This window comes from Paraburkholderia sp. GAS82 (assembly GCF_050436285.1).
In the GTDB taxonomy this organism is placed as follows: Bacteria; Pseudomonadota; Gammaproteobacteria; order Burkholderiales; family Burkholderiaceae; genus Paraburkholderia; species Paraburkholderia phenazinium_B.
Window position 1 is genome coordinate 335,908 of record NZ_JBNDLX010000007.1, and the last position, 11,879, is coordinate 347,786.

The following is an 11,879-nucleotide window of genomic DNA, read 5'->3' on the forward strand; positions in this document are numbered from 1 at the left end:
GTGGACGTGGCAGCCTTCGCGAGCCCGCGCGCGAGCGTCGAACGCCCTTCGCCAGGCCGCCCCGCAACGGGCGTTGCCGACCGCGCGCACCAAAGCGGCGCACTCCACATGCCCCATCATGCACGTAATGTGCGTTAAACCAGTGACCTCTGGCAAATGCGGCATGAAGATTGCGACGTCTTCCGCGACAGTCACGCCTCCCCGTTCCTTACTAGAAGCCCCGCCATGCGAACCTTCCACTGCAACCGCTGCGAACAACTCGTGTTCTTCGAAAACGTCCGCTGCGAGCGCTGCGAGGCGCTGCTGGGCTACCTGCCCGATCTGGGCGAACTCAGCGCCTTTGAGGAAGCCGGCGACGGGCTGTGGCGCAGCCTGCATCCCAAGGCCGAAGGTGCGCTGTATCGCCAATGCCACAACTACGCGGTCGAAAACGTCTGCAACTGGATGATCCCGGCGGACCAGCCGGAGACGCTGTGCCGCTCCTGCCAGTTGACGCGCACCATCCCGAACCTCACCGCGCCGGACAACCGGCTCTACTGGTACCGCCTGGAAGTCGCCAAACGGCGCCTGCTCTATACGCTGGCGGCGTTGGGCATCAAGGTCGAGTCGCGCCATGAGAATCCGCAGACGGGGCTCGAGTTCGAGTTTCTCGAAGAGACGAGTCCCGGCGAGAAGGTCCTCACCGGCCATGACAACGGCCTGATCACGCTGAATATCGCGGAGGCCGACGACGCTTACCGGGAGCGCACCCGCACTGCCATGCACGAGCCCTACCGGACGCTGCTTGGGCATTTCCGGCATGAAACGGGTCACTACTTTTTCGACCGGCTGGTGGTCGGCACGCCCTGGCTGGAGCCGTTTCGCGCGCTGTTTGGCGACGAAAGCGTCGACTACGCCGCGGCGCTCGACACTTACTATCGCGACGGCGCCCCGGCCGACTGGTCGCAGTCGTACGTGAGCGCCTACGCGACGATGCATCCGTGGGAAGACTGGGCGGAAACCTGGGCGCATTACCTGTTGATCGTCGACGTGCTCGACACCGCCACCTCGTACGGCGTGGCGCTGATCCCGCTCGACCCGAGCGATCCGACGCTCACCGACCAGACGCCGGTTGAAGACGCCAGCTTCGATAACCTGATGAAGCGCTGGTTTCCGCTGACTTACGCGCTCAACAGTTTGAACCGCAGCCTCGGCATGCCGGATGGGTATCCGTTCACGCTAGCCGCGCCGGTGGTGGAGAAGTTGCGGCTGGTGCACCGGGTGATTGCGGCGCAATCGGCGGCAGGGGTGGAACCTGCGCAGGCGGCCCAGGCGGCGCAGGCGCCGGGGCCGAAGGCAGGGGCCCAACCGGGTCAAACAGGTCAAACAGGTCAAACGGGGCAAGCGGGGCAACCCGGTCAAACGAGCCAGCCGGGCCAAACCGCCTCAGCGGCTGAGCCCGCTCCGGCGCCGCAACCCGATCAACCACAGCAAGCGCCGCAAGACACGCCCGCCCCGAATCCTGCAACCGCTCCGTAATATATTGTTACCAATAGTAAACCTTGGTAGTGAAACGCTCGCTATCCTGCCCGTTCTGGCGGAGAGGCACCGGCTGATCGGCCTCGGCTGACTCCGCCCAAATCGCCACCCCCAAGAACAAGGCAGGACTTCGATGCGGACCGACCAGTGTCTCGCGTTGGCCATAGAGCGTCACCTCGCGGGCGATCTCAACGGCGCACGCACGCTCTACGAAACCGTCCTCGCCGACGAGCCCGCCAATGCCGACGTGATGTTTCGCCTGGGCGTGCTCGGCCTGCAATGTGTCGCCTACGACGACGCCCTCGCCTGGCTCGACCGCGCGATTGCGCTGGCGCCGCAGGAGTCCCGCTACCATTTCGCGCGCGGCCAGGTACTCTCGACGATAGGACGTTTCGACGACGCCATCGATACCTATCGCGCCCTCCTCGCCTTCGACGCCACCTCTGCCGATCTCTGGTTCGCGCTCGCCAACGCGTTGCAATCGAGCGGCGACCTTCGCGCTGCGGCGTCGGCTTACGAGTCCGCCGCCTTGCTCGACCCGGCGCAGGTCGACGCGCTGAACAACCTGGGCAACTGCCATCGGCAACTTGGCGCGCCCGAACGCGCGCAAGACGCGTATCGCCGCGCCCTCTCGGTTCAGCGCGATCACGCGAATGCTTTAACCAACCTCGGGACCCTGCTGCAGGCGAGCGGCCAGATCGACGCCGCCGTCGAACTGCTCAACGAGGCGCTGCGCGTCGCGCCCGATTCGCCGTCGTGCCTGCTCAACCTCGGCGTGGCCTTGTGCGAACGTCGCCAGTTCGACAAGGCGGCAGCCCTGCTCACGCGCACGCTCGAACTCGAGCCGCGCTTCCCCAAAGCGGCCTATAACCTCGGTAACGCGCTGCACGCACTCGGCCAGCGCCGTGACGCGCAGACGCAGTATCGCAACGCGATCGCACTCGACCCGCACCACGCAGACGCCTACAACAATCTAGGCAACGTCAGCAAGGAACTGGGCGAATACAAAGCCGCCGCCGAAGCGTTCGACGCCGCGATCCGCGCACGTCCGGGGTTTGTGGCCGCGTATAACAACGCGGGCAATCTGATGCGCACGCTGCGCCGCACTGCTGATGCAGAGGCGCTCTTCACAGCCGCGCTCGGCTTTGATCCGGATCATTCGGCTTCGCACAACAACCTCGGCAACGTGCTGAAAGACTGTGGCGCGCTCGACGAAGGCATCGTCCACTACCGGCGTGCAGTGGAATGCGATCCGGGCAACGTCGTCGCACATAGCAATCTCGCCTATGCGCTGACGTTTCAGGCCGAGCATGGCGAAGCCGTGCTCGATGAGTGCCGCCGCTGGTCCGCGCAACATGAAGCCCCGCTGCGCGCCGCGCGCAAGCCGCATACAAACGACCGCACGCCCGGCCGCCGTCTGAAAATCGGCTACGTGGCGGCGGATTTCCGCGATCACTGCCAATCGCTCTTCACAGTACCGTTCTTCTCGCACCACGATCATGAACAGTTCGAAATCTACTGCTATGCGAGCGTCGAGCGACCTGACGATCTGACGCGGCGTCTCGCCGGCTACGCCGACGTGTGGCGCGACGTGCGTGAACTGGACGATGACGGCCTCGCGCAACAGGTCCGCGCGGATGGCATCGACATTCTCGTCGACCTGGCCATGCATATGGCCGACGGCCGGCCTTTGCTGTTTGCCCGCAAGCCGGCGCCGGTACAGGTGGCATGGCTCGCCTATCCGGGCACCACAGGCATCGAGGCGATCGACTACCGCCTGACGGATCCTCATCTCGACCCGCTCGACTCACACGACACAGGCGCGAACGACGGCCACTACACCGAGCGCTCACTGCGCCTCGCGGACTCGTTCTGGTGCTACGACCCGCTGACGAACGTGCCGGGCGTGAACGCGTTGCCGGCGCTGACGACGAACCACATTACCTTCGGATGCCTTAACAATCCCTGCAAGCTGACCGATCGCACGCTCGCCATGTGGGGCGCCGTGTTGCGCGAAGTGCCCGATGCCCGTCTGCTCCTGATGGCGCCGGCCGGCAACGCGCACCGCAATCTCGCACAGCGCATGGAACAGCAGGGCATCGATACGCAGCGTGTCGGCTTCGTACCGTTCCAGCCGCGCGCCGATTATCTGCGCACGTATCACCAGATCGACCTCGGCCTCGACACGTTTCCGTATAACGGTCATACCACCAGCCTCGACTCGCTGTGGATGGGTGTGCCGGTCGTGACACGGGTCGGCGAGACGGCTGTAGGACGTGGCGGGCTGAGTCAACTGGCGAATCTGGGACTGACCGAACTGGCAGCATACTCAGACGATGCGTTTATACGCATCGCCGTCGAGCTTGCCGCGGACAGGCCCCGTCTGGCTGCATTACGGCAAACCCTGCGGCCGCGCATGGAGCAATCGCCGCTGATGGATGGCGCGCGTTTCGCGCGCGCCGTCGAGGCGACGTATCGGGAGATGTGGCAGGCCTGGTGTGCCTAGTACGCGATATACGGCCCGGTGCCACCCGGTGTCGATTGCTGCTCGACTGCCGCGTAGACACTGCGGCCGTAGAAGAACGGCAGGCCCCAGTCGAATATCGTTGAAGTCACGAACGCCGGCCCCGCCAGCAGCGGCATCACCGCATCTCCGCTGGAAGTCTGGGTTAGCGCCGTGGCGTTGCCTACATCGAACGACACCGCACTGTTGATGCCGTTCACGCCTTCGATCACTGCGCTTAACTGCTCGGTCGAGGCCGGACAGTAGTACGCGTTATTCGGGCTCGCGCAGACAGGCAATCCAGTGGTCTGGAAGAACAGGCCGGTCGAGCCGCTATCCATGATGCTGTTCGTGTAGGTCGTGCCGTTTTGCACGGTCGAGAAGGTGCCGTTGTTCGGATTGACGCCGATCACCTGCGCACTGCCAAGACCGTTGTTGGTCTCGGTGCCGATGCCGAACACCAGTTGTCCGGCAAGCGACGCGGCACCGCTCGAAGCGGCGGCGGGCAACATCAGGACAGAACCGTTATTGTCGGTGCTGAAGTAAGGAATCGGATTGGCCACCTGCAGCGCTTCCGCGAGGGCGAGCGACGTGCAGGTGGTCCCCTGGCAGCCGTAATAGGTCGCTGGCACCGCCTGCTGCACGCAGTTATAGCCGCAATCATGCTTGAACACGCCAATGCCGAGCACGCCATTGGCGGCAAGCGCGGTGGGCGCATTGCGCGACGCGCCAACGCTGCTGCAGTCCGACGGCACGGCGCTGTAGTTCGGATCGATCACCTGGATCGGCAGCGAAGCCGCCTTTTCACCGCCTATCTGCACATCGGCGATCCGCACGGAACCCCACGTATAGCCATCGAAGAACTGCATGCATTCGGCCAGCGGATTGGCGAGAGCATCCTGTTCCTGCGGCAACGCCACCGACGCCGGCAATTGCGACGCGAACACCCGCAGACCCCATGAGCCGGTGTCGACCAGCACGTGATTGATGGTTTGACACTGCGTCGAACCGGGCGCACAGACCGTCACGCTGACGAAGGGCATGTTCGGCACGTCCGTCACGCCGGAGTCGACGGTCACCGTCGCGACGTTGGCGGCCAGCGCTTGGGCGGCAGGCGCGGTAGTGGTAGCGGTCTGCGTCGACGTGGAAGCATTCGACGCGCTGGTGCTCGCACTGCTGCTGCCACCGCCACCCCCGCCGCATGCGGCGAGCAACAGGGCAAAGACTGCAACGGCGAGCAGCTTAAGGAACGAATCAGATGGGCGCATGATCGCTCCGTTATTGGATGACGTTGACATCGACGCCCGCAGGCACCGCTTGCGGCAGGTACGCATGTCCCGCGAAGGCACGCAGATGACCGCCCGAGAACACCACGAGATCGCTGTTCGACACGGCCAGCGGCGTGGCGCGTCGTGTCGCGGTGGCTGCGACGTATTGGTCGAAAGCCGCGCCCAGCGTGGTCTTCAGATCCGGCAGAGTCGGCCCTTCCCATGCAACGCCGAACACCGTGCCATTGGGTGCGACGTACTCGCGCACCACCGTGCCCGAAGACAGCGTCATCAGATGCACCGTGTACGCGGATTGCGAAGTACTGCTATGCGATATGGCATGCATCACCGCCTGGTCACTGCTGATGCTGCTGACCTTCTGGCCCAACGCGGCTTGTGCAGGCGAAGAAAGCGCACAGATTGCCCCGAGCATTGCGCAAGCAATGCCTGTATGAAGCATCGTTTTCAAGTGAATTCCTTCGAGGTGAAAGCGCTCGTGATCCTCATCGCGATCGCGAACGACGAATTAGGGGCGCACTTCTCGACCGGCGGGCACTGGTGCTGCAATCACGCCTGGAGAGGTTGCGTGAATGCGTCTACGGAGTGGCGGCGCGAAACTTTAGTGAAGGAAAACTGCTCTCGCAATCGTTTGGCGGGGAATCCAAACTTGCGTGGTGACGGAGGTTGTTTGACTTATGGAATCGGCGCCAACACCAGCGGTGCATACGCGTCGATTTCCGCTATGGCTCGCGTTTTAAGCGAACAGCATCTATGCGGGCAGGATTTGCAGCAAAAAAGTTATGACGCGCCGACGCTTGGTTTCGTTTTATTAAATGAAAGCTACATAAATGCAGATCAAGCAGCTTTTCCTCATACTTTTCGTTCTGCGAACTTTATTTTCTTCGAGGAACCCGGCACCGGCTTCATGTGAATTCAGGTGGACCCGCGGCGGAAAGCTAACCGTAATCTCCTGCGTTCCGGCCTCCAAATGAAAATGCCGGCGATGACTGCGTACTTCCAGTCAGCACCGGCATCTGTTCGACCGCATCGGTTTGCTCTCGGGGCGAGAGCAAACGCGAGGCCGTTACTGCTTCGGTTGCAAGAGCGTCTTGAGTTCCTGCACGTTCTCTTCTACGCGCTTTGCGATCACCGCATACGACTCAGCCTGCGATTGATACGCTGCCTGCGCGAGCTGTTGCATATCGGCCAGGGCTTTATGCAAGGTTTGCTGGACCAGCTCGGCCGTTTGCGTGGGAGCGCCTCCCGTAGCGGAGAACTGACCCGCCAGGGTCTGCAACTCGCCCAGAGTCGAACGGAGCATGTCGGCCTGCTTTTGCGCGAGCGACTGCATGCCCTGCAACGCAGCCTGATTTGCCGTTACCAGCGCCTCGACGTCCTTACGTCGCGCTTCCATGATGGCGGGCACGTCGAAGCCAGGTAGTTTGAACTGCTCCAGCATTTTGGTGAATTCGCCAAAAGGATTGGCGGCGTCAAATCGTTCCATGCTATTTCCTCCAGAGCAGATAGTTACATGTCGTGCCAGCACACGACGTAATGATGCGCCTTCTGCCGCTATTGCGCCAGCTAAGGGACAGAACCGTGGGCCCGAACCGGGTTTGATCATCCCGCGTTGCGCGATTCTTACGGGCCCTTACTACGCTCGTTCATCCGCCGCACATTCACCACGCTTGCGCGCACTGTCAGCGCGTTTTGAAGCGAACGTAAACCGAATGAAATAAGCCTCACTGCATCTGCAAATCGATGTGCAATTCTGCGGCCCCATACCTCAAGAACTCATCCTGCAGGTCGTTTACACGGGTACGGCCCAGCGTCGCGCGATGGGGATTCCGGCGAAACAAACACGCGCGCATTCCCTCCGCAAAGATTGATTACACCATCGTCACAGGTATCCCCGCATGAACAAGTTGACCAATACCATCAGGTTCAAGATCATTCTCGCGCTCGGCGCCTGCATCGTTTTGATGATCGCTATCGGCTTGATGGGCGTTCGTGGGCTCTCGACCATGAGCTCCGACATGAACTCCATGTACACGGGCAGCACCGTGCCGATCGAAGACCTCGCTGCCACGCAGGCCGACGCGCTGAAGATTCGGCTGATGCTGAGCCGTCTGATGGGCATGCACGATGCGAACGACCAAAAACAGGCGGTCGGGCAGGTTCGCGAACTACAGAAAAAACTCAACACTTCGTGGACCGACTACTACCCAGGCAAGGTCTCCGATGATGACGAACGCAAGGTCGCCGATCAGATCGCCGCGCAATCCGCCGACTTCAAATCGCAGGTCGACACCGTCCTCTCCGCCGTCGACGGCGGTACGTTCGACGCCAGCAGTACGTCCCTCGAAAAAATGCGCGACGTGGGCAACGCGCTGTCCGACACCATCGATCAGGACATCGATATCAACGCGGCCCAGGTCAAGCAGACCGCGGATCAGGGCGTGGACACGTTCCACACGCTGCTGTGGGTCGCCATCGGCACAATCGTGCTGGGCCTGATCGTCGCCATCGCTGCATCCATGTATCTGTTGAAGACGATCATGATTCCGCTCGGAGCGGCACTGAATGTCGCGCAGCGCATCGCGGAAGGACAGCTCGAAAACGAACTCAGCGTTCACTCGAAGGACGAATTCGGCCACCTGCTTGGCGCGCTCAAACAGATGGACACGCAACTCGCCAGCATCGTGCGCGGCATCAAGACTTCGAGCGAATCGATCATGGTCGCTTCGAGCGAAATTGCCGCCGGCAACATGGATCTGTCTTCGCGCACCGAAGAGCAGGCTGCGTCGCTGGAAGAAACGGCCGCCAGCATGGAGCAGCTCACCGCCACCGTCAAACAGAACTCCGAAAATGCCCGTCAGGCCACCACGCTGGCCGGCAATGCATCGGAGATCGCGGACAAGGGCAACACCGTTGTCGAACGCATGCTGGTGACGATGGGCGATATCACGGCGAGTTCGTCGAAGATTGCCGAGATCACCACGCTGATCGAGGGCATCGCGTTCCAGACCAACATTCTTGCGCTGAACGCCGCCGTGGAAGCGGCGCGTGCCGGTGAACAAGGGCGCGGTTTCGCGGTCGTGGCGGGTGAAGTGCGCAGTCTCGCGCAGCGCTCGTCCAGTGCTGCGAAAGAAATCAAGGACCTGATCCAGAGCTCGGTCGCGACGATTCACAGCGGCTCGACGCAGGCCGAAGAAGTGGGCCGCACGATGACTGAGGTACAGCAGGCCATCAAACGGGTCGCCGATATCAACGCGGAAATCTCTGCCGCTTCCGATGAGCAAAGCCGCGGTATCGAACAGGTGAACCAGGCCGTGAGCCAGATGGACGAAGTGACGCAACAGAACGCGGCGCTGGTCGAAGAAGCATCGGCTGCAGCCCAGTCGCTGGAACAGCAGGCCGCGCAGCAAAAGCGGGCCGTCTCCGTGTTCAAGGTGGCCGAGAGCCATTCGGCCGCCGCGCCGCGTGCGCAGCGTGATGCGGCTGCTCCCGCCAAAAAGCGCGCTCCCATCATGCGCCCCGCAGTCAAACGCGAACCGCTTACCGCAGCCGCTCAACCCGCCGTTGCATTGTCCGACGCCGGTTCGAACACCTGGGAGACGTTTTAACGCTTGACCCACCCACGGTGCGCGATCGCGGATCACAACAGATTGCGCACCGTTCGACACTTCTCCAGACAGGCCAAGGCCTCCGGATTTATCAAACCGATCTGCTGGAAAATTCTGTAAGACTTGGCCGATGTATTCGCAACGCTCCGGCTAACCGGCGTCCCCTCGCGACATTCACGGCGCAATGTTAGTGCCCGCCTGCAAGGTTGTGTAAGGTCCAGACGGACTTCCGTAACCCTACAATCGGCTATCTCCACTATCGTGTCCACATGGTCGGCGCACTGTCGTGCCGACGCTGATCCGATGGAATCGATAATATGAAAAAGGCCTTTGTGAGCACGGCGGTGGCCGCGCTGCTGATCACCGCTACGTTCTCTGCAACCGCACAGCAAGACACCTCGCCGCCACCTCAGATGGACGGCCTGATGGGTCATGGCCAACCCTCTCACGGCGAAGGCATGCCGCCGCCCCACGGTCCGGGCTTCGCCGTGATCAACGACCTGGAACAGTTACGCAGGCTTTACGCGATGACCGGACACGAAAGCGAAATCATCGGCGTCTATCACGATGTGCTTAACAAGACCCAAGACCCGATGTTGCGGCATTTCATTTATGAGTCGCTCGCGCGCGAACAACTGAAGCCGGCGAATCCGGATCAGGCCATCGCAACGCTGCGTACCAGCCTTGCCGAGGATATCGTCGAGGCCAACCGCGCGCCTCACGGCGAGCACGCAGGCGCCGACGTGCCGCACGCCTCGTCTCAGACGCAGTAATACGCTCGCCGAAGTTGGCTAAGTGATTGGCCAAGTGGTTCACCGCGCGACTCGCCGATTAGCGCGCTGCGCGGTTCTCGCTGGTGGACAGCAGGCAGACCGTCGTATTATCTGCACCTTGGCCACCCACCGTCGAGCACCATGCCGTCTGCCGCAGCGCCCCGCATCGAGTCCGCCTCCCCGCTATTGCCTCGCATCGCCCCGCCACCTTCGTGGCGGGCTCGCTCCCGCACGTGGCTGTGCCTGCCCACCGCTGCGCTGTGCCTCGCGCTCGCGGCGTGCGCCACGCCGCCGTCTGCGCCCACTACGCAGGTGCGTATCGGTATCGATCCGGTCAGCGTGTTCCCGATGGACGCCTACGACCAGGACGTCGATCACTGGATCGACCCGGCCAGCCCTGGCTACGATCAACCGTTCCTGAGCGCTGCGGACCAGCAGACTCATTTTGAAGCGTTGCGCGCCCGCTACTTCGGCGCAGCAGAAAGCGATGCTTCGCCGTGGAATCGCGCTTACGTCGACACACGCGTCTACCGCGATGGCGGAGCAGACATCGCCGCCCTGCAGCGCCGCCGTATTGCGGAGTTCGACAACACCGGCAAGGCTGCCGACGAACTCGGCTACGGCCAGAACTTCCGGCCTCACACAAAGGCCTGGATCGACGCCATCGAGCAGAACATGGATGTCGGCCAGTTCGAGCGAGCGCCAGGATACTCGGCTGCGCGCCGCGCCATTGCAACCGGCAACGTGCTGGTGCGTGAACTGCCGACCATCGACCCGTCGTTCTACGATCACCGCCTCGCTGGCGAAGGCTATCCGTTCGACAATCTGCAAGTCTCGGCCGCCCGTCCCGGCACGCCGCTCTATGTGCTGGGCAGCAGTCTCGACGGCGGCTGGTACTACGTGCAGACGCCCGATGTGCAAGGCTGGGTGCGCAGCGACGAGGTGGGCCTCGTGAACGACGCGTTTATCGACATCTGGCGCAGCGCGGCACGCAACGGACTCGCCGCCGTCGTCGTGGCATCGGCGCCGGTGCGCGACAGCCAGGGCACTTTCCGTTTCGATGCACCCGCCGGTACCTTGCTGCCGGTCGCACCCGACGATAGCGCAACCCAGCGCAGCGTGATGGTCCCCGCCCGCGACGCAAACGGTCATGCCGTGGCGCGCATCGCACAACTAAGCGATGCACAGGTGGCCACTGCGCCCCTCGCAGCCACGCCACGCCATCTGGCGATGCTGATCAAGGCGCTGATCGGGCGGCCATATGGCTGGGGCAATGCCGACTTCTACAACGATTGCTCGTCCGAAACGCAAAGCATTTTTGCCGCGTTCGGCGTATGGTTGCCGCGCCATTCGTCGACACAGATGAGCGCTGGGCGCATGACCGACCTGTCCGCCGACACGCCAGAGCAACGCATCGCTTACCTTGCCGAGCACGGCGTGCCGATGCGCACGCTCATCTATATCGGCGGCCACGTGATGCTGTATCTCGGCAACACCACGCGCGACGCTCAGGTGGTGCCCGTGGTCTATCAGGACGTGTGGGGCTTGCGCCCGGCGGACAACAGCCGCCGCGCGGTAATTGGCGGCTCGGTGATCTTTCCGCTGCTCGCGCATGTCCCCGAGGACCCAAGCCTTCAATCGCTCGCGGCCACGCGCATCTTCCAGATCAGCATCATCGGCGCGCCTGGCGAAGGCACGCCCGTTCAACCCGACGACGACAATCCCGCCGGCTGAACACAGCTTCGCTTCCCGGTTACCTTGACCCTGGCATGGCACTTGCAGCAGGTAGCTGCAAGCGCAGGGGCCTCAGGCCCCTGTCATGATCAACCACAAGTATCCGGAGGCGTTATGTTGGGAACCATTCTTCTGATCGTTCTGATCCTGCTGCTCATCGGCGCCTTTCCAGCATGGCCGCATAGCCGCTCATGGGGTTATGCGCCGACAGGCACGATCGGTATTGTCGTCATCGTCGTGATCGTTCTGGTCGTGATGGGGCAGATATAACCCAGATGTAGCGACACCGCGAAACGCGTAACCCGTCAGTTTTACCGTTTGGTTTGTCAAACTGGCGGGCTGCGCGTCCACCTGACCATCCGCAGTCCCAACTACTGGCAACGCGCCGCCCGCACCGCGCAGTGATTCTTACACTGCCCCGGCAATCCGTGCATTGTTGTTTTGCGCATCTCCCATC

At 62.5% G+C, this 11,879-nt stretch carries 9 protein-coding genes and 1 pseudogene; 7 read left to right on the plus strand and 3 right to left on the minus strand.

Annotation, left to right across the window (positions count from 1 at the left end; all coding sequences use genetic code 11):
* Positions 1 to 225 precede the first annotated feature (225 nt).
* Positions 226 to 1,281 (plus strand): annotated as a pseudogene (locus tag P3T17_RS23340) (zinc-binding metallopeptidase family protein); the annotation flags it as partial.
* A gap of 370 nt (positions 1,282 to 1,651) precedes the next feature.
* On the plus strand, positions 1,652 to 4,024 hold the full coding sequence (locus tag P3T17_RS23345; protein WP_429409086.1) for a tetratricopeptide repeat protein: 2,373 nt from the start codon (positions 1,652 to 1,654) through the stop codon (positions 4,022 to 4,024).
* Here P3T17_RS23345 and P3T17_RS23350 read toward each other — a convergent pair.
* Positions 4,021 to 5,289: a DUF3443 domain-containing protein gene (locus P3T17_RS23350; RefSeq protein ID WP_429409087.1), complete on the minus strand. Its 1,269-nt coding sequence runs from the start codon at positions 5,287 to 5,289 to the stop codon at positions 4,021 to 4,023. The genes P3T17_RS23345 and P3T17_RS23350 overlap by 4 nt on opposite strands.
* Positions 5,290 to 5,299: 10 nt before the next feature.
* The gene (locus P3T17_RS23355; protein ID WP_429288133.1) at positions 5,300 to 5,749 is read right to left on the minus strand and encodes a DUF2844 domain-containing protein; all 450 of its coding nucleotides are present in this window, start codon (positions 5,747 to 5,749) and stop codon (positions 5,300 to 5,302) included.
* Here P3T17_RS23355 and P3T17_RS23360 point away from each other — a divergent pair.
* Positions 5,741 to 6,220, plus strand: a complete 480-nt coding sequence (locus tag P3T17_RS23360) for a hypothetical protein (RefSeq protein ID WP_429409088.1) — start codon at positions 5,741 to 5,743, stop codon at positions 6,218 to 6,220. The genes P3T17_RS23355 and P3T17_RS23360 overlap by 9 nt on opposite strands.
* Before the next feature lie 153 nt (positions 6,221 to 6,373).
* Here the strand turns inward: P3T17_RS23360 and phaP are convergent, their stop codons facing one another.
* Positions 6,374 to 6,793, minus strand: coding sequence for a phasin family protein (phaP, locus tag P3T17_RS23365; protein WP_074267708.1), 420 nt, complete (start codon positions 6,791 to 6,793; stop codon positions 6,374 to 6,376).
* A gap of 412 nt (positions 6,794 to 7,205) precedes the next feature.
* Here phaP and P3T17_RS23370 point away from each other — a divergent pair, with 412 nt between their 5' ends.
* The 4 genes from P3T17_RS23370 to P3T17_RS23385 all read left to right on the plus strand — a co-directional run bounded on the left by P3T17_RS23370 (position 7,206) and on the right by P3T17_RS23385 (position 11,692).
* A complete protein-coding gene (locus tag P3T17_RS23370; RefSeq protein ID WP_429409089.1) occupies positions 7,206 to 8,915 on the plus strand; it encodes a methyl-accepting chemotaxis protein in 1,710 nt (569 codons plus the stop codon).
* A gap of 317 nt (positions 8,916 to 9,232) precedes the next feature.
* On the plus strand, positions 9,233 to 9,688 hold the full coding sequence (locus tag P3T17_RS23375) for a hypothetical protein (protein ID WP_074267706.1): 456 nt from the start codon (positions 9,233 to 9,235) through the stop codon (positions 9,686 to 9,688).
* Positions 9,689 to 9,829: 141 nt separating this feature from the next.
* Positions 9,830 to 11,422 carry an SH3 domain-containing protein gene (locus P3T17_RS23380; protein WP_429409090.1) on the plus strand — a complete coding sequence of 531 codons (1,593 nt, stop codon included), beginning with the start codon at positions 9,830 to 9,832 and terminating at the stop codon, positions 11,420 to 11,422.
* A 114-nt stretch (positions 11,423 to 11,536) separates the two neighbouring features.
* On the plus strand, positions 11,537 to 11,692 hold the full coding sequence (locus tag P3T17_RS23385; RefSeq protein WP_074267705.1) for a DUF3309 family protein: 156 nt from the start codon (positions 11,537 to 11,539) through the stop codon (positions 11,690 to 11,692).
* Positions 11,693 to 11,879 lie beyond the last annotated feature (187 nt).